The organism is Streptomyces sp. NPDC127068 (assembly GCF_042724695.1).
In the GTDB taxonomy this organism is placed as follows: domain Bacteria; phylum Actinomycetota; class Actinomycetes; order Streptomycetales; family Streptomycetaceae; genus Streptomyces.
Genome location: NZ_JBHXEN010000016.1, coordinates 45038 through 69317 on the forward strand (window position 1 = coordinate 45038; position 24280 = coordinate 69317).

Here is a 24280-nt window from a genome sequence, read left to right on the forward strand (position 1 = left end):
GGAACGGGTCCCGCCTCATCAAAATGGATACGTCGTGCACGAACGGACTGGCGACCACGCCCAGCGAGGCCGACCCGGCAAGGCTTCCGCCCCCGATCCGTCACTGGACCACGTCGGCCCGGGGCCGGTCGCTCCACCGTCCGACGACCGCGCGGGGCGGAGGGGCAACCGTCTGACGGGCAACAGCGCACCGGCACGGGCCCCACCCCTGATGCGCGCCAGACGAGCCACACACGTCCGCGAGGACACCGGGCGAAAGGGGCGATCATGAGAGTCACGTCGTCAGCGGGCTGTGGGATCATCGGGCTCGGTGTCTATCTGCCGGAACGCGTTGTCGCCAATGAGGAGATCGCCGACCAGTACGGCGTGACGGCACAGTGGATCGAGGACCGGACCGGGATAGTGCTGCGGCACTACGCCGACCCGGACGAAAGCACGCACCACTTGGCCGCGCGCGCCGCCGAACGGGCGTTGCGGGACGCAGAGGTGGACGCGGCGGACATCGAGTTCCTGGCCGTGTCGACCAGCACCTCGGGCGAGATGTCGAGCGGAACGGCCTGCCGCGTGCAGCATCAAGTGGGAGCGCGTCGGGCGTGGGCCGTCGACGTGGGGGGCGCCTGCGCCGGATTCCTGTTCGCGCTGAGGATGGCCCGCGACGTCCTGACTGGTTCCGGTGGCCAGGGGCTTGCCTTGGTGGTGGGGGCCGATTCCTTCTCGCCCTACCTCAAGCCCGGCGTCCGCTCGACCGGCGTCCTCTTCGGTGACGGCGCTGGAGCGGCCGTCCTGGGCCCCGCGCCCGCCGGCCGGGGTCTGCTACACACCACGCAGGGGTCCGACGGCTCCCTGGCCGATCTCGCGAACATCAGCCTCGACGCCATGGGCAGGCCCGCCACCCCGGCCGACCTGGTGGAGGCGGGAAAGAACTTCTACGCCCACCTGGACGGCCGCGAGATACGGGAACACGCCCACCGGATCTTTCCTGCGGTCGTCCACGACCTCGTGCGCGGCAGCGGGATCACCTTCGACCGCGTCGACCTCGTCGTCCCGCACCAGGCCAACGTCCAGATGCTGCAGGAGATCATTCCCGAGATGGGGGTGGCCCGTGAACGCGTGGTCGTCACGGCGGACCGGCACGGCAACACCGGTGCCGCGTCGATCCCCCTGGCGCTGGCGGTCGCCCGTGACGACGGCCGCGTCGCCTCCGGTGCCAACGTCCTGACCGTCGCGGTCGGCGCGGGCATCAACTGGGCGGGGGCGATCCAACGGTGGATCTGAGCCCCCGCCCCTGAGCCGCGGGGGCCCACCAACACCCTCCAGCCACCCGATGGTCGACGGCCTCCAGGGGAACGGTAGCCATCAGTGCGCGGTGCTGTCACGCCGTCGCGCTCCTCCGCCGGGGATCGCCCGACTCATCATCCGAGCTGATCGTCGTGGTCCGGGTTTCCCCAGTGTGGGTGCGCACCGGGGCAGAGCGGCGGTCCGTCGTGCCGCTGCACGAGACTCACTCGCGCGGAGTGCTCGCTACGCAGTGAGTGCGTCGGCGACGGGTGAGGCCCCGTGGCTCGGGCGGCCCGGACAGGTCCGGGCACCAGTGGATCCCCGAGGTCGTGTACAGGGCCCACATCGCCGAACGGCAACACCCGGATGAAGACTCCGCCGAGAGACCGGATGATCGACACACGTCTCCTCATGTGAACTCGGTCTGGCGGGATCTGACCTGTCGCATCCAAGCCCGGGAGGTCATCGTCTACACCCCACAGCGCAACGTCTCTGTGGCGCTAGAAGTCGGCCCGCCCTGGGCCTCCGCCGTCGGCAAAGTGACCGCCTGCAACCGTCGCTGCCACCTCGACGGCGCTGACGCCATCCACCGGATCACCCACGGCAGTGGAGCCTTCGGGGAGTTTCGCTGCCACTCTACCGATCTGCCGAGGGGCGGCTGTCGCTGGTGCCGATCGGAGGGGTGTCCGCCGTCGGGCTGTCGCTAATGTGGCGGCGCCGCTGAACCTCCGGTGGTCTATGTGAGGGTGCGGCCGGGCCTGTTCCCGGGCTCACCGCCGGAGGAGGGCGAGGCCGAGGCCCGGGTCGCTGGTCAAGCCGGCCGCGGCGACGATGCCACCAGATTCGATCCAGCCGTCTTCCTTCGCCTTGGCCAGTTCCAGAGGGAGGCCACTCCGCAGCCGCCGTGTTCGGCCACTGCGGGCATGCACCGGTCACCGGGCGGGGAGGGCTGTTGGACAGTCTCATGGTGCTGCGGTATGGCGATCGGGTGGACGGCGCGAAGACATCTGATGGAGCGCGTTTCACTCTCCCGAGCGATCCGTAGTGACATCCACCGCTGGCTATCCTCTTCCTCGTGACGAGTCGTTCTCGGACCCGTCATCGCACTCGTGTCGTCGTCCGGACGGTAGACGGCAGTGTGGCGCCATGCCCTGACGCGAGACGTATGAGGCTTGCCGATTCACACCCGGCTGCTTCTGCCCACGGTGCTCTTCCTGTCCGCGTTCGCCGCCCTGGTCGACCCGACGTCCAGGACCTACTGAGACAAGAAGATCGCCCAGGGAGCGCACCACGCCCCGGCCCTCCTCTGCCTCGCCGGACACCGAGCCAACGTGCTGTTCACAACGCTCCACGGCAACGCCTTCCACGACCCCCAACCCACCCCCACAGGTGTCGAAACCCATAGGGAAGCCCCTGACCGCGTGACACCCGGGGCCTTCCCGGCCGGCGCACCATGACGCCTTGCCGGTACCCCGGAGCGGGCCGGATGATCCGACCCGCGGGCTGCCCCTTTCCTCTTTCCTCCAGGAGGACTCCAATGGTTCAGGTCGACAGCTTCTGGGCCTACGGCATCGGCTCGGGGTTCGCTCTAGCCTCGGCCGCGGCCTCACGGACCCGGGTGGGGAACAGCCCCCGGTCCACGGCCCTGGTATCCGGTAGTGAGGCCGCGGCGGTGTTGGGGTACTTCTCCCTCTGCCTCGTCCCGGCCGGACTGTGGCTGCTCTGGGCCTTCCCCTCCTGGGAGACCATGCACGCCACCGACGCGCTCCCGGGCTGGGCAGTGGCAGCGTTCGGGATCGTCGCCCCCGTCCTGGGGCTGGTCGGGTTCCGGATGACGCGGTGGTCACTGGAACAGGGGCGCGAGCGGGTGGCGACCGGCCACCTTCTGGGTTCCTACGCGGGGCTCTTCTTCCTGCTGATCCACGGCTGGGACGGCACCGGATACCGCCGCTTCCTCTCCGCCACCCCGGACGAACTGGCCGCCTGGGAGAACCGGAGCTCCTGGCACATCCTCAAGGCATGGTTGGGTTCGGACGTCGCGTGGACCTTGATCGGCATGGGTGTGGTCGTCCTCTCGGCGCTCCTCCTCGTCTGCGCCCACTGGCACGCGCCCGGCGGCGGACGGGCCGGATGGAAGTGCGTCGGCGCGCTCGTCGGCGCCGCGATCGGGGGCTCCGCGGCATGGGCGATGGGCGCCAGCGTCCTGATCCATCTGACGGGCTGGGCCATCGGAGGGCTCCTCGCGCTCGGGGCGCTTGCCTGGCTCCTCAAGGCACCCGTCGGTCCCGCGTCCTGGGTTGCCCGCGCGGTCGCTCCCCATCCTGGAACCGCGCCCGCGTGGACGACGGGCCGGGGCGCGGAGACCGCTGTCGTTCCTCGCGGGGAAGGAAGGAACGACGGGTGAGCATCGTCGCGGCGGAGCCCTCGGCGTCACGCGCCGCCCTGGCCAGAGAGCTCCCGGGGACCGCGGTGGAGCGGTGCCACCTGGCGCGGGGTCCTCAGCGCGGGACGAAGGTGGCCTCCAGTACACCGCGAACCGGCTGCACAGGTGACCGATCATGTCTCACCTGCCCGGCTCGTCAACTGCCAGGCGGTGCGCACGACCTGGCACCACCTCCGGGTCGTGTAGGGCTCGCAGTCGTCGAGCCTCCGCTCGAAAGCGGGGGCCGTGCCGAAGGTCTGCCCGGTGGTGAGTGCGAGGTGTTCCACGCGCCGGTGGCCGGGACCGAGACCAGTCGGTCGCGGGAGCGCTGCTGGAACCAGCGTGCGGTGGGTACCCCTCGACCATCCGCGTCCGTCGCTCGGGCGGTTTTCCCAAGTCCGGCGGCGTCCAACAGTTGGCGGGACGGTGGCCGGGGTGGTCATCGGCTGGCCTCCACCGGATGGGGCCCGCCCCGGAACGCGGCTCTTCGGGACCGGTCCCGACCAGGGCGCGGCTATGCGCCGTCGCCCTCCCGCTGTCCTGGGCCACTCGCGGGGGCCCTCGTGAACCGCTCGCGCATCCGGACCGAGCATCGTCTTGGTCAGCTTTGGGCACTCGTCCGGTCCAGAGCTCGCACGTGTTCGGACGTCGCCGTCGACGCGGACCGGTTGACAGTCACGCCCCACCAGGTGACCGTGGAACGAGCGAGGGTTCGGCGGTTCACGGTTGTGGACCGGGTGAGGGATGATACCCGGTGTGGGCCATTGTCGCCCGGTCTGCCGCGAATCATGCAATATTCCCCCATCGCGCATGCGCACGCTTCCCTCGACCTGACGTGTCAAAGGCATCACCTCTGCGAGACCCTCATGAGTGACGACACAGCCTTTCCCGCCCATGGTGGCGAGTGTGAAACCCTCGTCATCGGAAGAGCGGTGGGCAGGCGACCCGGGAAGACGACTCCCCAGGACGGCCCGGCAGGCGGGTCCAGATGACCGCCGGACCCGGCGGACGTACCGGCCGGGAAGAGCAGCGGCGGGCGGCCCGCGGCTACGGGATCCCCGACGTCGGGGCCCACTCCCCCGATGCGAAGGCACCTGCCACGCCGACCGGGGGGACCGCGAAGGACGCCGACGCCGCACTCGCCGACCTGTTCCAGCGGCTGTGCGCGGATGGTCGCGTAGCGGACGCCATGAATCTGCTGCGGACGGCGGCCGCCCGCCGTCCTTCCTACGACACGGGCCGGGCGTGGTCGGCCGGCGTCGACTGCGTCACCTTGGCGGAAGGCCCCTCAGCGCCCTTCCTCTTCTGTCTCCCCTCTCCCGTCATCGCGGGAAGTCCCAGCCAGTACGCCAGCCTCAGCGCGTGTCTCGCGCCGCGTGACGTGATGGCCTGCCGCTTGCCCGGGTACCGGGCCGGTGAGTCACTGCCTGCCTCCCGGGACGCTCTCGTCGCAGTCCTGGCCCGTGCCGTGCGGCGATCCGCGCAAGGTCGCCCCTACGTCCTGCTGGGGCACTCGGGGGGCGGCTGGCTCGCCTACGAGACCGCCCGGCGCCTCGTCGCTTCCCCAGAGCGTCCCACCGGAGTGGTACTGATCGACAGCGGTGTGCCCGACCAGGTGACACCTCAGGCGCTGGCCGTTCTGCTGCGCCTCGCCCATCGCGGCGCGGAGGCCGGCTCCGCCGGTCTGTCGACCCTCACCGCCATGTCCCGCCACCTCGACCTCTTCAACGACTGGTCCCCTCGGCCACTGGCGGTTCCGACCTTCTTCGTCGCCGCCGCCGAGCCTTCCGCGGGCGTACGAGCGATGTGGCCTCTCGCCTGTGACCGGGGACGGACCGAGGGGGATCATTTCTCCCTGATGAACGAGTACGCGGGGACCACGGCACACGTCATCGACGCATGGCTGGTCCGCCTGGCCACACCACCGCAAGGCGACCGGCGATGACGAACACGCCGTGTTGACGGTGGCCGCCAGTCCTCGCAGCCGCGTCCAGGGTCTAGGCAACACGGACTCCTTCGGCGACGGAACTCCGAGCTCGTCTCCCCCTCGATCGCCTCGATCGTGCGCCGTTCAGGTGGCGTACCGGCCGGACGTCGAACGATGGCACGGCCCTTCCCTACCAAGTCCGTCGGCACCGTTCCGGGCCCGCACGCGCGGCACGGGGCCACTGGTTCTCCGGGGCCGCCCGCCCCGGTCCGGGCACTGCCCGTCCCCGTCGTGGATGGCGCGCGTTCACGGACGCGTCAGGCGGTGGCAGGGTCCGCTTGCCCTCCGTTCGCCCCGGGATGCCCTCAAGCGGATTGCCGTGAATACTGATCACGCTGTGGTCGCTCCGGCCCAGCGGCCAGAGGTGATGGCCTCTGCGTCCCGGCCGGTATGGCCCCAGCCGCATCCCGTCCGATCGGCTGGCGATCGGATGGACCGTGTCGTGGCAACGCAGACGGCCCCGCCGCGCACCGCTCTCCGCCCCCCGCGCGGCATCGGGGTATGAGAGGACCACCGTTGGATGACACCGCACCCCGGAATCCGCCCTCGCTCGGACGCGAGGAACTGGCGGAGCGTCTGCTCACTCTCGCGTCCAAGCACATGCACGATCCGCTCGTCGAGATCGACTGGGACGCACCCGTCGATCCAGAGCGACTCGCCCTCCCCGAACACCGCGTCTGCCTGTACGGCACACCCTTGTGGGAGCGCATGGACCAGCGCCAACGCGCCAGATTCGCGTCCTACCAGTGGTGCAGCACCCTGGCCGCGGGGACGTGGGCCGAACTGATCCTCATACAGGGTCTAGTGCGCGGGGTGTACGACGAGGGTTCGCAGTCCAGCCACGCCCAATTCGCCCTCACCGAGGTGGCCGACGAGTGCCGCCACTCCATCATGTTCGCCCGGCACATGCGCAAGCTCGGCTACACCGACTCCGGGGTCCGGGCCCTGCCACGCCACCTCGGACGGGTGCTGCCCTTCCTCGGGTCCACGGCGCTCTTCGCGTCGACTCTCTTCGTCGAGGAGTTCGTCGACACCATGCAGCGGGAGATGCTCCACGACGAGACGATCGAGCCACTGGCCCGCCAGGTGGCCCGCATCCACGTCATCGAGGAAGCCCGCCACATCAGTTTCGCCCGCGAAGAGCTGGAACGCCGCTGCGCCAGGATGTCCCGGGCCGCACGCCGGCTGCTGGGGCGGTCATTGGCCATCAGCGCGGTCCTCTACACCCGCGAACTCGTGCACCCCCGGGTGTACACGCTCACCGGTCTGCCGGCCCGGTCGGCCCGGTCCGCGACGCGGACCAACCCGGCGTGGCACCGCGCCCGTGTCCACTGGTCCCACAAGGCGATAGCCGTCTTCCAGGAGCTCGATCTGATTCACCCTGATTCCGCCCGGATCTGGCGGCGCGCTCGCCTGGTGCCCTAGCCGCCAGGAACACCCCCGCGGAAAGCCATACTGCTCCACTTGCTTCGCGATCGGCGGCCCCGTCCGGAAGACGGGGCGATCAAGGGCCGCGCTCCGCGTCACGGCCACCGAGTCCCGAGGAGTCACCTTGTCAGCACAGATGCGGGTTCATCCCTTCACCTCGCTGGGCAACTTCGTGGGTGGGAAGGAGATCCGGGGCGACCGGTGGATCTACGCCCTCCATCCCCAAGCCCTGTTGGACGACGCGTTCGCGAGTCTCACCCTCAAGAGACGCCTGGAGTCGGGCCGTCTCTCCCCGGTCGACGTTCCCGAAGGAACACTGGTGGGACGGGTAGCACTCGCGGACGGGGCCGTCATCGAGGAGGCGACACGGGCGGCGGCGGCAGCCGCGCAGAGCTGGCGCGCCGCACCGCTGAGTGTACGGTTCGACGTTTGCCTGCGGCGGCTGCGCGAGGCCGTGGACGAGCACGCGGACGAGTTGGTGGGGCTTCTGGTCTCCGAAGGGCACCCGTGCGAGCTAGCCCGTTGGGAGGTAGGGGGGATCCGCGAGACCCTGCGACCGGAGTCGGTGGCGTTCCTACGCGATCAGATGTACCGCGAGTTCACCATCGACGGCCGCCGCAACATCGTGCGCAGGCAGCCCGACGGCGTCGTCTGCGTCGCGCCGCCCGCCAACGCCCCGCTGGCCAGCGCGCTCCTGGGCGTGCTGTGCGTTGCCGGGGGCAACGCGGTCGTCGTCCGCGCGCCCCGTACCGCGCCCTACTGCGTCACCTACACGCTCCGGCACATCATCGCGCCCGTCCTCGCAGACGTGGGCGCGCCCCCCGGGGTGCTCAACGTCGTGTGCGCCCAGCCCTCGCCGGTACTGGACGCGTGGATCGACAGTCCGCTCGTCGACGACATCATGTTCTTCGGAGGCGTGCCCCAGGGGCTCCGGGTCGAACGCCGCTGTGTGGAGGCGGGGAAGAAGCCTATCCTCGAACTGGCCGGAAACGACGTGGTACTGGTCTGGAAGGACGCCGACCTGGACGCGGCGGCCGACGCGCTGTCGGAGAGCTTCCACGCATCCGGCCAGTTGTGCATGGTGCCCAACCAGGCGGTCGTCCATCCACACGTGGCAGACGCCCTGATCGAGCGCATCGCCGACCGCGCCCAGCGGCTGCTCCCCGGGTATCCGCACCAGGAGGGTGTCCTGCTCTCCCCGGTCCTGCGGCCGGACGCGTTCCACGACGTCCTCAACGATGCCCTGGCCAAAGGTGCGGTCGTGGTGACCGGCGGTCACGCCATGGGTCTCGACGGCGCACGGGACGACAACGGCATGTTCCTCCAGCCCACGGTGGTGCGCGTTGACGGACTGGCACGGGCCCACACGGTACGCGCGGTTAGGGAGGAGACCTTCTTCCCGCTGCTGCCGGTCGTCGTTCCCGAGCCGGACGATGATTCGGCCCTCCTCGACGCCTGCCTCGCCTTCGTGAACTCCAACGACTACGGGCTGCGCAACTCCCTGTGGACACGCGACGAGGGGGTCACGACACGCTTCCTCGCCCATACCTCCGCCGGTGGGCTGCTCAAGGTCAACGACTCCCATATCGCCTTCGCTGCACCGCTCCCGACACACGGCGGCACCGGGTTGACCGGCGGGGTCTTCGGCGAAGCCAACTACCCCGTCCTGCGGACCACCCATCTTCAAGGCGTCTCTATCGCGGGAGGCCACGGCACACCGCTCGCCACCCGTCCGTCCACCGTCATGGCAGAAGAGAAGGAGAACGTCCGTGCACTCCCTCGATGACGCTCGCGCGGTCTGCGAGACCCATCTGCCCGGCCTGCTGTCACGGCTGTCCGAGGTGCCCTTGGCCGAACTGGAGAAGCCCGAGAGCCCCGGTCTCGACCTGTTCCGCGCGGCCGGAGGCCCGGGACTGGTTATTCCGGCCCACCACGGGGGCCGCGGCGCGAGCGCTCTGGAGGCCGTGCGGACGGCCAGGGCGATCGGAGCCGCGGCTCCGTCGCTGGCGGTGGCGTCCACCATGCACCACTTCTCCGTCGCCACCGTCTTCGCCCTCGCCGAGAGCCTGCGCTCCAGTGGCCTGGAGTGGGCTCTGCTGGAAGGGATCGCCGAGCAGAACCTGCTGGTCGCGTCAGGATTCGCCGAAGGCAACCCGGGCCAGAGCGTCCTGGCCCCCACCGCCAGCGGCACCCCGGTGGACGGAGGCGTCCTCGTCAACGGCTCCAAGCGCCCCTGCAGCATGTCCCGCTCCATGGACCTGCTGTCCGCGAGCATCGCGGTCGAGGGCGAGGACGGCCGTCAGGAGAACGTGCTGATGCTGCTCCCTGCCGGAACCCCCGGTCTGTCCGTGCACCCGTTCTGGAACAGCTCCGTCCTCGCCGGTGCGCAGAGCGACGAGGTCCGCCTCACCGACGTCTTCGTGGAGGAACACCTTCTGGTACCGGTATCGCCCCCACGCGACGGGGAAACCGACGCCTTGCAGACCATCGGCTTCATCTGGTTCGAGATGCTGATCACCGCCTGCTACCTGGGCATGGCCAGCGCCCTCGTGGAGAAGGTGTTCGCCAGCCCGCGAGCGGGCCACTCCCTCGTGGCGGACCTGGGCATCAAGATCGAGACCGCCGCCCAACTCGTCGATGGCATCGCTCATCTGATCATGACCGACACGTACGACAACGCGGCCCTGACCCGGGCCATGGTCGCCCGCTACGGCGCTCAGGAGGCAATCGGCGACGCGGCCCGCCACGCGGTGGAGGCACTAGGCGGGATGGCTTACATCAGGTCCCCGGAGGTCGCCTACCTCGCCTCCGCCTGCCATTGCGTCAACTTCCACCCCCCTTCCCGGGCGGCCACCAGTGCCGCGCTCGTGTCCGCCTTCCGCGGCGACGCACTGCGTCTGGCCTGATCGCCATGGCCGGCGACGAGAACAGCCGGACGGCCGGGTCCCCCGTGCCCGACGGCGCGTGGGTGGCCGCCGCCTACCGGCGCACCATGAGTTCGGGACGCGCGCTCCTCGCCGAAATGGTCGGAGGCCAGGTGGAAGTGGAGTCCTCGGGAGCGTGGATCACCACGAGCGACGGTCACCGGTACCTCAACGCGGGCGGCTACGGCGTGTTCATCACTGGAGCGCGCCACCCCGGTGTCGTGCGCGAGGTTGAACGGCAACTGCACCGTCACCCCGTCGGCTCCAGGGTGTTCCTCGATCCCGTGGCCGCGCGCGCTGCCGCACTGCTGGCCTCCGTGACGCCGCCCGCGCTCGATCGCGTGCACTTCTGCGGTTCGGGCGCCGAGGCCGTGGAGACCGCCATCAAACTCGCGCGCCTCAACGGCCGACGGCATCTGGTGGCCATGACCGGCGGATACCACGGCAAGACCCTGGGTGCCCTGTCGATCACGGAACGGGAGACCCTCCGGGCCCCGTTCCGTCCCCTGCTACCGGACGTCACCCACGTCCCGTATGGTGATGTGCCCGCCCTCTCCGCCGCCCTGGCCCGGCGGCCGGGCGAGGCGTGCGTCATCGTGGAGCCGGTGCAGGGAGAGGCCGGTGTGGTCATACCCCCGCCCGGCTACCTCGGCGCCGTGCGGCGGACGTGCTCCCACCACGGCGCGCTCCTCGTCGTCGACGAGATCCAGACCGGACTCGGCCGTCTCGGCACCTGGTGGGGTGTCGACCCCGAGGGGGTGTGCCCCGACATCCTGTTGACCGGCAAGTCCTTGGGGGGAGCGGTGATCCCCGTCTCGGCGGCCGTCGCCACCCACGAGGTGTACGCCCCCCTCGACCGTGACCCCTTCCTGCACACGTCGACCTTCTCCGCCGCGCCCATCACCATGGCCGCCGTGTGCGGCTCCATCACGACCATCCGGGACGAGGGCCTGGTCGCACGGGCGGCGCACCTGGGCGCCCTCGTTACCGCCGGGCTCACCGGGATCGCCCGCGAGCGTCTCGCGCACCACGCTCACGAAGTCCGCGGGGCAGGACTGCTCATCGGTGTCGAGTTCACCGACCCCGCCTTGGCGGCGGACCTGTTCATCGCGCTCGTCGGCAACGACGTGGTGACGAACCTCTGTCTCGGCTCCGACTCCGTAGTACGGCTCAGCCCACCCGCCACGATGAGCGAACAGGACGTCGACTTCCTCCTGGAACGCTTCGACAAGGCGTCCCGGCAAGTCGCCGCACACCATCCCTCGTACCAGGAAGGCAGCCATGCGAAGCGTTGAACTGGCCCTGCGTTCCCACCGTACTGACCCCGGCACCGCCTACCGGCGGATCACCGACTTCGGGCGCTACCCGGACCTCGTCGAGGAGATCCGTTCCGTCCGTGTCCGTCCGGGCGACCACGAAGCGGAGTCCACCAGCGAATGGGAGATCCACTTTCGCAACGGGCCGTTGCGCTGGACCGAGATCGACAGGCTGGACGCTGGACGGCGACAGATCGTCTTCGAACAGACGGAAGGGGACTTCGAGGTGTTCCACGGTTCGTGGCGGGTCGACCCCGCCGGTGACAACGGCTGTGAGGTGGCGTTCGAGGCGGCGTTCGACTTCGGGATACCCAGCCTCGCCGGAATCCTGGAGCCGCTCGCGGCACGGGTCCTCACGGAGGCTGTCGGCGTCATCGTCGTCCGTCTGCTCGGCGACGCGACGGTCCTGGACGATCCGGCCACCGGTGCCGTCGTCCACACGCGGTGCGCGGACACTGCTCCCTCGCAGTCGACGCCCGCTGGTTGACCGGGTCTGCGGGTTGACCAGCAGGGTGTCGCGGTGCCGGCGCGGAGTACCGGTGGGACAGGGGCCGAGACGGTCGCCGGAGACATGCCACAGGATGGGGTGGCAGGCGATGCCGCGCGCGCCGGCGGCGTCCGTCCGACGAACCCGGTGTGTGTCTCGACCGGGTGTGCGTAGCCGATGGCGGCGTCCCGGTGTCGGCCCGGGGCCCTCAGGACCCGGGCTTGCCGGTAGGGGGTCCGCCCGGCGGCCCGCAGATCGTTGGTGAACAGTCGATTACTGCCGGAGCTCTGGTCATGGCCTTCGTTGACAGCGACAAGGCGCTGGTCCGCGCAAGGCATTCGTCGTCGAGCACGGAGTGGGTGAGGGCGCGTAGGGCCAGCGGACAGGACCGCACGGCGGCTGGAGCCGTCTCCCCGGGCGTTGACCGGAGCGTGATGTTCGGCGTTCCTGGTCGTCCGGCCAGTGCGTGGGCGAGTTGGGCACATCAGGCCAGGACGGCGGAGCGGGAAGCGGGCTCATCGGTGAGGCCCATCCTGGGGAGCGCTTCGTCGGCGATGTACGCAGCGAGCGCGGTGCGGCCGTGAGCCTGTCGCCGTGGGCCTCTGCGGCGATGAAGGCTCGTACGGCATATCGGCGCGCCATACGCGACAGTGCGCCCCAGCTGACCGAACGCCGGGTAGAAGAGCTCACACCTGGGCATCAAGCAGGGCGATAGATTCAAAAGGGGTATCAAGCGTGAAGTTCTCGACAAACATGCCGTCGCAGCGCTGCTTGACGACGCGGCACTCGCCAAGACCGTCAAGGTCTTCCCCCAGTCTCGGCCGCGAAGATTCCCCACCGTGTTCCACCGGTGCCCCAGTTCGGTGCCCTCGGGTCCCTGGACGCCGAGCCAGCCCGTGTCAGGAACGACTTCATCCACCTGCGCATCCAGTGACGACTGCACCCATCAACACGAGACAGCAGGAGCACCACGATGAAATCGATCACCTTCCCCAACGGCCAGATCACCATGGCGGGCAACCTCTACCTGCCCGAGGGCGTGGATACGAGCAACCGGCACGCGGCGGTCGTCGTCGTCCACCCCGGCGGCGGTGTGAAGGAGCAGGTCGCCGGCCTGTACGCGAGCAAGCTCGCCGAGCAAGGCTTCGTGGCTCTCGCCTTCGACGCCTCCTACCAAGGCGACAGCGGAGGCGAGCCCCGTCACTTGGAAGACCCCTACGCCCGCGTGGACGACGTCCGCGGCGCCGTCGACTACATGCAGAGCCTGGACTTCGTCGACCCCGAGCGCATCGGCACCCTCGGTATCTGTGCCGGCGCCGGATACAGCGTCAGTGCCGCGATGACGGATTGCCGTATCAAGGCCCTCACGACCGTCAGCGCCGTCAACATCGGCACCACCTTCCGTCGCGGCTGGTACGGCACCGGCCCCGACACCGACGTCGTCCCCATGCTGGAGGCCGTCGCCCGGCAGCGCACCGCAGAAGCGTCCCGGAGCGTCGAACCCACCTACCTCCCCTACGTCCCGGACGAGCCTGACGAGCGGACCCCACCCGATCTGGTCGAGGCCGGTGAGTACTACCTCACCCTGCGCGCCCAGCACCCCAACGCCAAGAACAAGTTCCTCCACACCAAGAGCATCACGCGCATCCTCACCTTCGACGCCTTCCATCTGGTCGAGGCGCTTCTCACCCAGCCGATCCTCATCGTCGCCGGAAGCGAGGCCGGATCGCTGTGGATGTCCACCGAGTTGCACGGCCGTGCCCGCGCCCCCAAGCGACTCCGGATCGTCGAGGGCGGCACGCACATGAGTTTCTACGACGTCCCCGAGTACGTCGGCCGGGCCGTCGCCGAAGCTGCGCTGTTCTTCAACGAGCACCTGACGACATAGGTGCCGAGGTCGTCGGCCTCGACGATGCCGGGCGCGGAACCGTCGGAACGCGGGGGTTGGGTGTAGCGGGTGACGGTGACCTCTCTCAGCGTTTCCCAGGCTGTAGGGCGCGACTCCCCACAGATCAGCAGACTGGTTCGCGTCGTGCCACCGAGCAGGTCCCGCCCCGTCAGTCCGGTGGAGGATCTGGGGTGTTTCCACCGGCGCGGCCACGGGGCGGACCCGGGCGAGCCGTTCGGAGGCCGCGTTCGTCTATGGTCGCTCTCCATGACGGCGGCCCCGGGTCGCAACGTCGGAGCGGGGACCTGGGGTGGTCGTGCGCGTTGAGGACCGTGCGGGTCTCTTGGGAACGAGGCGCCGCGGACCGGACCTGGTCAGAGAGCTGCGGGTGCGGAGCTGGAAGGCGACGAAGCCGACGCACGCGGCTACGGTGAACCAGAGGAGTTGGATGGCGAGGTACCGGTTCAGCGAGGCCGTGGTGGAGAAGCCCGCACCAGTGGCAGCCTGCATGCTGCCGTAGGAAGGCAGATACCTCATGGCGGAACTACTCGAACTGCTGCTGTAGAGCGGGTTCTGCAGCACAAGGTCGATGATGCTGATCATGGCGATGGCGAACATGCCTTCGACCTCGCGGTGCAGAAGTGAGCCGAGGGCGACACCGAGGGCGCCATAGGTCAGACCGGCGCAGAACAGCGCCGCCGCGAAGGTCAGCGGTTGGTCGGGGACACGGAAGACGCAGGTGAGCCCGGTGGCATAGGCCGCGACGACCACGGACGCCACGGTGAGGGCCGTGACCTTGGCGAGGACCAGGTGGACACGGGGATATCCGGACAGGACGAGGCGCCGGTCGAAGTGGCTGCCAGTGAAGGTGGCCGCGAACATCATGAACCCGATGATCAGTGCGACGGAGTTGAGGACACCGGTGATCTCGGTGAGCTGATTGCCTCCCGGGGTGAGCGTCTCACCGGTCGCCCGGAGCCGGAAGCGGACCAGGGCGTCCGGCACCGACAGGAACCCCATGACGGTCCACACGGGAACGAACAGGGCGACGAGTACCGTGGCGAACCGGTTGCGCAGATGCTCGATCAGCGCGTAACGGGTAGCGGTGGTGAAGCAGGTCCAGTGACGGCGGACCGGATGGCGGCTCATTCCGTTCGCCCCGTGGTCTGAGCGCACAGGCGCCCCCCGTCCAGTCGCCACAGGAGGTCAAGCCGCTCGGCGTCGTAGGCGAGGTGGGAGACGACCAGGACCGAACGGCCGCCTTCGCGCAGCCGCGTGGCCAGCTCCCAGAACCGTTGGTAGGTTTCCCAGTCGAAGCCCTGGTAGGGCTCGTCCAGTAGCAGGATCTGCGGGTCGTGCATGAGGGCCAGGGTGAGGTTCAGTTTCTGCCGGGTTCCGCCGCTCAGTACGCCGACACGCTCTTCGGCGTACTCGCGGAACTGGAGTAGCTCCATGATTTCCCCAGCGCGCCGCAGATCCGGCAGACACCGCGCGGTCTTGAAGAAGTCGATGTGCTGATTGACGGTGAGGGAGTTGTTGAGGACGGCTGCCTGAGGGCAGTAGCCGAGTTCGCCGCTGTGGCGCACCCGCCCCCGGTCTGGGCGGAGCTCGCCGGAAAGGATGCTCAGAAGAGTGGTCTTCCCCGCGCCGTTCTCACCGACTATCCCGGCCACGAGTCCTTTCCGTAGCTCCAGGTCCACACCACGCAGCACTTGTCGTTTTCGGTAGGCGTGGTGTACATCGCTGACCTCCATCAACGGGATTCCTCCTGTCGTGGTGGGCTGTTGGGCAGCACCAGCTCTCACATAACGCACCACGGCGGTCGAGGACACGACCCTCACTCGACAGGAGCTTAGTTTCATCCGATCAGGTGATTTAGTTCGACCCTCCCGAAAGGAACGCGCGCGTTTGCTTGTTCTAGTGATCTCACTGTTTCGGATACTCATCCGCTTTCAGGCACGTGAGATGCCCCTCCGGGATTCAACGGCGGAGAATGCGGGCGTCGACAGCAGGTGGAACTGCTCAGCGGGCAGGAGCATTCGGGCGTCAGCGTCGCACCGGGCCCATCGCCTGGGTCAACGCCCTGTGGTCGGTTACCCACAGCACATCGCGAGCGGCGAGCGCGCCGGGGTCCATCCGTGCTGTGCCGGAAGTGGTGTCAACGACGGTAGGTGCGCCCAGGCCCGCGACGCGGATGGATTTCAGCACGCAGGAGTTGGCCTGGTGGGTGCAGAAGACACGGTAGTGGCCGTTAGGCCAGTTGCCGTGCGAGGCGCGTTGAACGGCGGCGGAGAGTGTGACCTGCACGGCGGAGGAGGTGGAGTCCTGGGTCACCACCTCCACCGTGGCCGGTGCCTCCATTGTGGAAGAAAACGATGCGGCAGGCCAAGGCTCTTGGCCAGCCAGCGCACGACCACCTGCTCAGGCTCGGTGGTGGCTGGCGAGGTGGACCACATCACGCTCTGCACACCCAGCCCTGCGGTGACCAGTTCGACCAAGGCCGAGGCTGGAGAATTCGCGGCCGGGTAGTGGCCAAGGAACGCGGGATGCTGCCAGGGCACCAGCCCCGGCACGATCGTGGCCCATGTCTCGTCCACGATGCGGTTCAGGGACTCGCCCTGTTCGGGGGCGGCTGGAGGCAGGGCTGCGATGGTGGTCCAGGGGACGCGTGGGCACTACCGACAGAGAGGCGGATGCGAGGCGGGCCCAGTGCGAGACCAGATGCCCCACTGCCAGGGAGACCCTCGCCGCGAAGTCGCCCATATGGTGATTCTAGATGAAAATACATTCTTTGACCTATTGGGTGAGCTGTATGGACATCTCTCCCCTGTGTCTCGCGCCCCCCGAAGACCTGCCGTCAGACCTTCGCGCGCTCCGCGAAGCGGTACCGGCGCGCCCGTCCGACCCAGACGCACCGCACCACCCCCTGCCCGACCCGCACGAGCAAGACTTTGACGCCTTCTTCGGCATCGTCCGCTGCAATCGCCTCCCCGCTGCCGGCCTGCTCGCCACTGCCCTGAGCCGGACCGTGGGCATCATGAGCCCGCTCGCCGACGCCGAGGACCGGGCTCGGCTCACCGTGGCGCTACGCAGGGCGGGGCGCCCCTCTCCCCCACCACGCGCTCCGGCCTCGCATGGCGGAGCAAGCGCCTGGGAGAAGTGGATCCACGGGCACCGCCTCTTCTTCGCTCTGACCCAAGCCACCGTCGTCGCCTTGAAGCACGCGATCACGAGACCGGAGGATCCCGTGGCCACGATAGAGGGGAGTGACAGCGCCATCGCCTTCCTGCATGCCAGCGCGGCTGCGCTGCGCCTGACCGCCGCGTTCTCCCGGGATGCCTACCATCGCGCCGTCCGCCCCGCGATGGCACCCCCCGTGCACCCGGCAGAAGGCTTCAGCGGCCTGTGGTCGGCCGATCACCGCGTCCTGGTTCAGGAGCTGGGGCGCTGGGGAGAGGCCATCACCGCTCCGACCGTCCCGGTGCGCATCACCTGCGACCTCCTGCGCGACGCGGTGCGCGATGTGTATCAATCCCACATCGGCGTATGCGACCGCTTCGTCGGCCACGGCCCTTCACTCCTCGGGGGGACCTCCGACTCACTCGCCACTCTGGCCAAGCTCGCGCACGCACGCCAGCGCCTCCTCGCTCCGCGACCGGACTAGCGAGACCGCGTCCTACGTGGTCGGCTCAAGGAGCCGCGTGTGGCAGCGGAGAACGTCTGCGGGTCGACGGAAGGCCGGGCAGTTGCCTGGTTGGCGTCCGTAGCGGTGATTGGTTCGGCTTCCTCCGCCGCCTCACGGGCCGCGCCCAGGGCCCGAGCGCTGAGCTCGGTACTCACGCGGTCACCGTCCCGGGGGCCTCGTGTCCCAGGGGCCAGACGGCGGACTGGGTAGCCTGTCCGTCCCACGCGATCGCGGGTCTTCCCAGACCGGGCGGGGGCCTGTCCGGCCCCACAGCGACGGAGCGTGCTCCCGTCGCTCTTGAACGGCCCGCTTCGCGGTCCGGCCACCGGGTGATGAGCCGCTGCCCCTGACCGTCCGGGCCTCAGCACTGACGGCCGCGACGTCGCCCGGGCCGGCCGTGTAGGCGAGCTAGACCGCCGCGCGGAAGCCGGACCCACCGATCAGAACCTCGGTTCCGGTCTCCCGGACCCATCCCAGCCCTTCCGCGAGCCGGAATTGCAACGCCCGCGGTTGTGCCGAGACCGTTCGACGACGACGGTTCACCTGATGCGGTAGTTACCGCCGTGGACCAGAGTAGGCAGGAGATCCGGGGGGAAATCACCAGCAATCGATTCGCATCCGATTTCCGGGGGACGATCCTCCAGGGAAGCGGGGGAACCATGCGCCCGGAGGCTTTCCGAAGGGTCTCGTTCATCTTCTCGCTCCTGGACTCGAACGGGAACGGAGTCCTGGAGGAGTCCGGCTTCACCTTGATGACCAAGCGCCTGATCGCCGCGGTGGACGACTCCATCCCGGAGGCCCGGGAGGCGACGCGATCCGCGCATTCGTGGGCGTCGGCATCGCATCCAGCTCGGTGGCAACCCATCATGACTTCGGCACCGGAGGCAGCCAATGGACACAACGCACACTTGACACACCATCATGTCGGGTGAGGACCACTGGCCCGAACAGACCGGGAGATCTGCGGGTCACCCACCTCAGGATCCCCAGTGGTCAGTCGACCGTCGCACGCAGCAGCTCCCACACGCCCCGGGCCACGGGTCGGCCTCGCCAGCCGTCCTGCGGTGTGGTGCGACCACGGCCGTGAGCACACCAGCGCCGGCAACCGCCCCGGCGTTCATGTGGAGCGGGCGAACGGGGTGCTGGCACCCGGCCGCCCATCAGCAGGTGATCGCCGGTTGGAATGTCCCCCAGTGGGTGGGGTGTCCTACGCCTGAGCCCTGGCGACACTGTCCTCGTTGACCGATGGCATCGTCAGCGAGCTGCCGCTTCCGGTCGACGGGTGTGCCGGCCGGAAGCGGACCGGCGTGGTCACTCGTCGACTTCGGCTCCGGTCCCGGAGGCAGGGCCGCCAGGAGCACAAGAGGCGTCCACCCATCGGTTCGCATACGATGCAAGGAGCCCTTTCGAGCGCGGGGAACGGCTGGTGCGACCAGCCCGGTTCACGCAGGAGTCCGGCTCGGCGTCTGATTGGCGACAGCGATCGACGCCTTGGGCCATCAGCATCACGCCGAGGAGGGTGCCACCACACCCGGCTACCAGCCCGGTCGGAGTGGGCCGGGCCTTCCATCGCCTCCGCCCCGCTGACAGGGCAGCGAGCGGCGACGTGAGGTGACGTCATGCGGAAGACCTCTGAAGGGACGGCCGATCGGGAGCCCATCGCCATCATCGCCATGGCGTGCCGGTTCCCCGCGGGCGCGGTGACGCCGGAAAAGTACTGGGAGTCGCTGCTCTCAGGGGTGGAGGCGGTCGGGCGAGTACCGGCGGACCGCTGGGACGGATACACCGTCGGTGACCGGGCGAGAGAACGCGTCCTCGCGTCCACGACGCCCTACGGGTCCTTCCTCGACCAGGACGTCTACAGCTTCGATCCCGACTTCTTCGGCATCGCGCCGCGCGAGGCCCGGCTCATGGATCCGCAGCAGCGGCTGGCGCTGGAAGTGACGTGGGAAGCGCTGGAACGCGCCGGTGTCGCCCCGCCGGATCTGGAGGGGTCCGACACCGGCGTCTTCATGGGGGTGGGATCGGACGACTACGGCCGACCGCTCCTGGAGGACCTCGCCGGTATCGAACCCTGGTCAGGCATCGGGGCTTCGCTGTGCGCGGTGGCCAACCGTGTCTCCCACAGCCTCGACCTGCGGGGCCCCAGCGTCGCGGTGGACACCGCGTGCTCGTCCTCGCTGGTCGCCCTGCACCAGGCTTGTCTGAGCCTGCGCGCCGGTGAGTGCGGAACCGCCCTCGCCGGCGGAGTGATGCTGATGACCGGCCCCGCGCTGACCGTGGTACTGGACCAGGCCGGCGCCCTGTCAGCGGACGGCAGGTCCAAGCCCTTCGATGCCGGGGCGGACGGGTACGGCCGTGGTGAGGGCTGCGGAGTGGTGGTCCTGAGACGCCTGTCCGACGCGGCGCGCGAGGGCGATCCGGTCCTGGCCGTCATCCGGGGCTGTGCGGTACGGCAGGACGGCCGTACCGAGGGCATCATGGCTCCCAGCCAAGGCGCGCAGGAAGACCTCCTGCGGTGCGCGTACCAGGCCGCCGGAGTCGACCCCTCGACGGTGGACTACGTGGAGGCGCACGGCACCGGCACCCGCGCGGGCGACCCGGTGGAGGCCGGCGCGTTGGCCGCCGTGCTGGGCCACGGCCGGCCAGCCGGAAACCCCTGCCTCCTGGGGTCGGTCAAGGGCAACATCGGTCATCTGGAAGCCGCTGCCGGAGTGGCCGGACTGATCAAGACGGTCATGGTCCTCCAAACGGGCACGGTACCGGCGACCCGTTCCCACAGCGGCCCCGCGACGACGATCGACTGGAAGCGGTCAGGACTCCGTCTCGTCGTCGAGAACGCTTCCCTCGACACGCCGCCGGACCGGCCCCTTCGCGCCGCGGTGGCGAGCTATGGCTACGGGGGAACGATCGCCCATGCCGTCCTGGAGCGGTGGACCCCCACCGGCCCCACTGTCCGTCCCACCGGCACGGCTCCGGCCACCCTTCGGGTGTACCCGCTCTCCACCGGTGATGTGACGGCCCTGTCCCTCCACGCTCGGCGGCTGTCCGACACGATCCGGGACGGACTGGAAGACGAGTCGTTCGAGCTGCGAGACGTCGGGCACACCCTGTCCGCGCACCGGGCCCACCTGGGCGCGCGTGCCGCGGTGGTCGCGGGGGACGGGCACCACCTCCTCGCCGGGCTGAAGACGATCGCGGAGGAACGGGACGGCGACCCGGACGTGGCCGTCGGCCGGATCGGAGAGGACGGCGACGCTCCCGTCTGGGTCTTCTCCGGACACGGATCCCAGTGGGAGGGCATGGGCCGCGAACTGCTCGACCGGGAACCCGCTTTCGCGGCCACCATCGACCGTCTGGCACCGTGGTACGCGGAGGAGATCGGGTACACCCCTCGCCAAGCGCTGACCGCGGAACCGCTGGGCCCGGTCGACCGGATCCAGGCCGCCCTGGTCGCCGTCCACCTGGGACTGGCCGATCTGTGGAAACACCACGGACTGCGTCCCGGTGCTGTGCTGGGACACTCGGTCGGAGAGATCGCCGCCGCGGCGACCGCGGGCGTTCTGACCCAGGAGGAAGCGGCACGCTTGGCCTGCCGCAGGTCACGACTGCTGCGCGGGGTCGAAGGCGAGGGCGCCATGGCCATGGTGAGGCTTCCCTTCGCCGAAGCGCAGCGGACGATCAGCGCGGACCCGGACCTGGTGTGCGCGGTGGCGTCCTCATCGACGTCCACCGTGGTGTCGGGAACTCCCGGAGCGGTCGCCCGGTGGGCCCGTCGATGGGAGGAACGGGGAGTGCCGGTGAAGACGGTGGACTCCACCGTCGCCTTCCACAGCCCCCAGATGAGCCCCCTGGCCGAACGGCTGGCCCGGGCCCTGGACGACCTGAACCCCCGGCCACCCCGGATACCGCTCTATCTGACGGCCGTTGAGGACCCGCGGGAACGGGTCATCCAGGACGGCGACTACTGGGCCCGCAACCTCAAGGAACCCGTCCGCTTCGCCGAAGCGGTGACCGCCGCGGTCCAGGACGGACACCAGACCTTCGTGGAGCTCTCCCCGCATCCGGTGGTCGCCCACTCCATCACGGAGATGGGCGCGGAGCGCGGGGTCGTCGCGGTGCCCACCCTGCGCAGAGGACCCGGGGAGCACCGCGCGTTCCTTCGCTCCCTCGCCACCCTCTACACCCGAGGAGCGCGACCCGACTGGCGACGGTCACACCCCGCCGCGTCCCTCGCTCCCCTGCCGACCATGACATGGCAGCGGCAGCACCTGCGCGCCGAACCGTCGCCCCGAACCGGCCCGGGAACCGGCCACACGCCGGAGAGCCACACGCTCGTCGGCGACCTCACCGTCTCCCACGACCCGGCCGTCCACCTCTGGCACACCGTCCTCGACCGGGAGAACCGGCCGTATCCCCGCCACCACCCCGTCGCCGGAACGGAGATTGTCCCGGCCGCCGTGTTGCTCCACACCTTCGCGCAGGCGGGCCGTCGCATCGCCGGGACAGCGGAGCTGCCGTCACTGCACAATGTCGACCTCCGCACTCCGATCGCCCTACCTCGCGGCGACGGGGCACGCCACGTCCAACTGGTCGGACAGGGCCAGCGCTTGACGCTCTCCTCGCGACTCGGCGAAGAGGGACGGGAAGGGGATGGGGAGAGCTGGCAGCAGCACTGCTCCGCCACATTCGTCCCCGCGACACCCGCCGTGCCCGTCGCGCCGGCCGCCGGCGCCACGGGCACGGCGCTGCCTCCCGAGTACGTGGTGGAGCGCCTGAACGAGGTCGGCGTGGAAGACATGGGGTTCCCCTGGGAAACCGATGTCCTCCACACCGCCGAGGGTGTCCTCACCGTCCAGGTGTCCTGTGACCCGGGCCACCTGATCGAGTCCCCGACCTGGGCGAGCGCCCTGGACGCGGCGCTGTCGTGCGCCCCGCTCGTCATCCCCGGCGCACCACGCCTGCGGATGCCCGCGCATCTGGCCGGGATCCAACTGACCGGCCCCCCTCCCGATCGCGTCACGATCACGGTCCGATTGCTCCCGGGGCGAACCGACACGGTGGACATCGCCGTGCGCGGGCGCGGTGGACAATCGTTCGCACGGATCACCGCACTGCGGTACACGCCGTTGGAAGACGACGAACGGCCCGTCAGCACGATGTCGACCGCCGACGTCGGCTGGCGACCGCTCGCTCTCCCCGCGGAGCGGCGCGAAGAAGGCGGCCGTGTGCTCCTTGTCGGCGACCGCCGTCTGGCTCGGGCCCTGGCACCCGAATTCGGGCGGCACGGCACGTCCGTGCAGTTCCAACGGACGCTGAAGGGCGAACATCTAGCGACCGCCGACCACGTGCTGCTGGCCTACCCCCGGCAGTCCGCGCGGCAGCACGCCGAAGCGTTCGTCCGGGACGTCCGGACCCTGACACGCCACCACGGCGACGACGATCCCACCGTGTGGTGGGTGACCCGCGGCGTTCGCGAATCTACGGACGAGGCAGCTGTCGAACAGGCACCGCTCTGGGGCATGAGCCGCGTGTTCGCCACCGAGAACCCCCTGGTGCACGGGGGAACCGTGGACCTGCGAGCGGAGCAGCCGGGACCACACGACGCCGCCGCCCTACTCCAGTTGCTCCAGGAACGGCCCGACGACGACATCGTCTCCATCCGCGACGGAACGTGCTGGTCCCGGCGACTGCTCCCGGTGGCACTGGGCGAGGGGAACACCACCCCGCTCTGCAGGGCCGAAGGCACGTATCTGATCACCGGCGGACTCGGAGCCCTGGGGCTGCGCGTCGCCGCGCACCTGGTGCGGCAAGGAGCTCACAGACTCGTGCTCGCCTCCCGAACGGGACTCCCCGACCGAGCCCACTGGGACGACCCGGACCTCGCCGAAGCCTCACAGGAAAGGGTGCGGGCGGTCCGGGCCCTGGAATCAACCGGGGCGGTGGTCATGACGCCCGCGGTCGACGTCGCCGATCCACGGGCACTGCGCCGAGCCCTGGACGACACACAGCTTCCGCCTGTTGCGGGCGTCGTGCACGCCGCGGGCACCGTAGAGAACGCGCTGCTCACGGAAGTGGACGACGCCGCGTTGCGGCGCGTCATGCGCGCCAAGACCCATGGCGCGTTGGCTCTGCACCGGATGTTCCCGCCCGGCACGGTCGACTTCATGCTGCTGTTCTCCTCGGCGGGCCCCCTGCTGGGCCTGCCGGGGCAAGGCGCCTACGCCGCTGCCAACACCTATCTGGACGCCCTCGCACGCCACCGGCGCGCCGCGGGTGCCCAGGACACGGTCAGCGTCGCGTTCACCAGCTGGCACCGTCTGGGCATGGCCGCGTCCGCCGACGCCACCGACGCCGAACTCGCGGTCCGTGGAGCCTCAGACCTCAGCGAGACGCAAGCCCTGCGCGCCCTGACCGACGTCCTCAACGGACGTCGAACTATCGGCGCGAGCATCGCGGTCCTCTCACTCCTGCACGACTCTGAACACCTCCGGCCGCCCTTGATGTCCACCCTCCCGGCACTCCGACCCCAGGACGACACGCCGGACGCGGCGCCTTGGGCCGACCTGACCGGCGACGCCCTGCACGAAGCGGTCACGGACCAGGTCCGTCGCGCGGCCGCGCGGGTGCTGGGCGCGACCACCGCCCATCTGTCCGCCGAACGCCCGCTGTCTCAGCAGGGCATGGACTCCTTGCTCACCGTCCGGTTCCGGGTGGAACTGAACCGGTGCTTCGGCCTGGCAACGCCCCCGGCACTGCTCTGGGAGAACCCCACGCTCACCGCGCTCACCGCGTATCTGAGCACCCGGCTCACCGACCCGACGGACGAGGCGTCCCCTGCGGACCGATAGCGGTCGTCCACCGA

Annotated in this window: 15 protein-coding genes; 11 read left to right on the plus strand and 4 right to left on the minus strand. The window is 69.7% G+C overall.

Going from position 1 to position 24280, the window contains the following annotated elements; genetic code table 11:
* Positions 1-267: 267 nt before the first annotated feature.
* The 9 genes from ACFWIA_RS12580 to ACFWIA_RS12620 all read left to right on the plus strand — a co-directional run bounded on the left by ACFWIA_RS12580 (position 268) and on the right by ACFWIA_RS12620 (position 13730).
* Positions 268-1275: a 3-oxoacyl-ACP synthase III family protein gene (locus ACFWIA_RS12580; protein ID WP_387003122.1), complete on the plus strand. Its 1008-nt coding sequence runs from the start codon at positions 268-270 to the stop codon at positions 1273-1275.
* Positions 1276-2815: 1540 nt separating this feature from the next.
* Positions 2816-3682, plus strand: coding sequence for a hypothetical protein (locus tag ACFWIA_RS12585; RefSeq protein ID WP_387003123.1), 867 nt, complete (start codon positions 2816-2818; stop codon positions 3680-3682).
* Positions 3683-4688: 1006 nt separating this feature from the next.
* Positions 4689-5645, plus strand: coding sequence for an alpha/beta fold hydrolase (locus ACFWIA_RS12590; protein ID WP_387003125.1), 957 nt, complete (start codon positions 4689-4691; stop codon positions 5643-5645).
* 558 nt (positions 5646-6203) lie between these two features.
* On the plus strand, positions 6204-7112 hold the full coding sequence (locus ACFWIA_RS12595) for a diiron oxygenase (RefSeq protein ID WP_387003126.1): 909 nt from the start codon (positions 6204-6206) through the stop codon (positions 7110-7112).
* Positions 7113-7239: 127 nt separating this feature from the next.
* Positions 7240-8901 carry an aldehyde dehydrogenase family protein gene (locus ACFWIA_RS12600; protein ID WP_387003127.1) on the plus strand — a complete coding sequence of 554 codons (1662 nt, stop codon included), beginning with the start codon at positions 7240-7242 and terminating at the stop codon, positions 8899-8901.
* A complete protein-coding gene (locus ACFWIA_RS12605) occupies positions 8885-10021 on the plus strand; it encodes an acyl-CoA dehydrogenase (protein WP_387003128.1) in 1137 nt (378 codons plus the stop codon). The genes ACFWIA_RS12600 and ACFWIA_RS12605 overlap by 17 nt, the downstream gene beginning before the upstream one ends.
* Before the next feature lie 5 nt (positions 10022-10026).
* On the plus strand, positions 10027-11334 hold the full coding sequence (locus tag ACFWIA_RS12610) for an aspartate aminotransferase family protein (protein WP_387003129.1): 1308 nt from the start codon (positions 10027-10029) through the stop codon (positions 11332-11334).
* Complete coding sequence (locus tag ACFWIA_RS12615) at positions 11321-11842, plus strand: type II toxin-antitoxin system RatA family toxin (protein WP_387003131.1); 522 nt, start codon at positions 11321-11323, stop codon at positions 11840-11842. Before ACFWIA_RS12610 ends, ACFWIA_RS12615 begins: the two co-directional genes overlap by 14 nt.
* A gap of 973 nt (positions 11843-12815) precedes the next feature.
* Entirely contained in the window at positions 12816-13730 is a 915-nt protein-coding gene (locus ACFWIA_RS12620; RefSeq protein WP_387003133.1) for an alpha/beta hydrolase, read from the plus strand.
* A gap of 252 nt (positions 13731-13982) precedes the next feature.
* Here ACFWIA_RS12620 and ACFWIA_RS12625 read toward each other — a convergent pair whose 3' ends face one another.
* The 4 genes from ACFWIA_RS12625 to ACFWIA_RS12640 form a co-directional block, all read right to left on the minus strand.
* The gene (locus tag ACFWIA_RS12625; RefSeq protein WP_387003134.1) at positions 13983-14879 is read right to left on the minus strand and encodes an ABC transporter permease; all 897 of its coding nucleotides are present in this window, start codon (positions 14877-14879) and stop codon (positions 13983-13985) included.
* Positions 14876-15484, minus strand: a complete 609-nt coding sequence (locus tag ACFWIA_RS12630; protein ID WP_387003136.1) for an ABC transporter ATP-binding protein — start codon at positions 15482-15484, stop codon at positions 14876-14878. The genes ACFWIA_RS12625 and ACFWIA_RS12630 overlap by 4 nt, the downstream gene beginning before the upstream one ends.
* Positions 15485-15776: 292 nt before the next feature.
* Positions 15777-16064 carry a hypothetical protein gene (locus tag ACFWIA_RS12635; protein WP_387003138.1) on the minus strand — a complete coding sequence of 96 codons (288 nt, stop codon included), beginning with the start codon at positions 16062-16064 and terminating at the stop codon, positions 15777-15779.
* On the minus strand, positions 16061-16381 hold the full coding sequence (locus tag ACFWIA_RS12640) for a pyridoxal-dependent decarboxylase (RefSeq protein ID WP_387003245.1): 321 nt from the start codon (positions 16379-16381) through the stop codon (positions 16061-16063). Before ACFWIA_RS12640 ends, ACFWIA_RS12635 begins: the two co-directional genes overlap by 4 nt.
* A gap of 161 nt (positions 16382-16542) precedes the next feature.
* On the opposite strand from ACFWIA_RS12640, the gene ACFWIA_RS12645 reads away from it, so the two are divergent.
* A complete protein-coding gene (locus ACFWIA_RS12645) occupies positions 16543-17394 on the plus strand; it encodes a hypothetical protein (protein ID WP_387003140.1) in 852 nt (283 codons plus the stop codon).
* Between the two features lie 1640 nt (positions 17395-19034).
* Positions 19035-24266, plus strand: coding sequence for a type I polyketide synthase (locus ACFWIA_RS12650; RefSeq protein ID WP_387003141.1), 5232 nt, complete (start codon positions 19035-19037; stop codon positions 24264-24266).
* The last annotated feature ends 14 nt before the right edge of the window (positions 24267-24280 follow it).

Bases quoted from the DNA above. Each gene is read 5' to 3' on its own strand.
- ACFWIA_RS12615 (WP_387003131.1), top strand. From the start codon at position 11,321: ATGCGAAGCGTTGAACTGGCCCTGCGTTCCCACCGTACTGACCCCGGC.
- ACFWIA_RS12625 (WP_387003134.1), bottom strand. From the start codon at position 14,879: ATGAGCCGCCATCCGGTCCGCCGTCACTGGACCTGCTTCACCACCGCT.
- ACFWIA_RS12585 (WP_387003123.1), top strand. From the start codon at position 2,816: ATGGTTCAGGTCGACAGCTTCTGGGCCTACGGCATCGGCTCGGGGTTC.
- ACFWIA_RS12590 (WP_387003125.1), top strand. From the start codon at position 4,689: ATGACCGCCGGACCCGGCGGACGTACCGGCCGGGAAGAGCAGCGGCGG.
- ACFWIA_RS12580 (WP_387003122.1), top strand. From the start codon at position 268: ATGAGAGTCACGTCGTCAGCGGGCTGTGGGATCATCGGGCTCGGTGTC.
- ACFWIA_RS12610 (WP_387003129.1), top strand. From the start codon at position 10,027: ATGGCCGGCGACGAGAACAGCCGGACGGCCGGGTCCCCCGTGCCCGAC.
- ACFWIA_RS12645 (WP_387003140.1), top strand. From the start codon at position 16,543: ATGGACATCTCTCCCCTGTGTCTCGCGCCCCCCGAAGACCTGCCGTCA.
- ACFWIA_RS12630 (WP_387003136.1), bottom strand. From the start codon at position 15,484: ATGGAGGTCAGCGATGTACACCACGCCTACCGAAAACGACAAGTGCTG.
- ACFWIA_RS12620 (WP_387003133.1), top strand. From the start codon at position 12,816: ATGAAATCGATCACCTTCCCCAACGGCCAGATCACCATGGCGGGCAAC.
- ACFWIA_RS12650 (WP_387003141.1), top strand. From the start codon at position 19,035: ATGCGGAAGACCTCTGAAGGGACGGCCGATCGGGAGCCCATCGCCATC.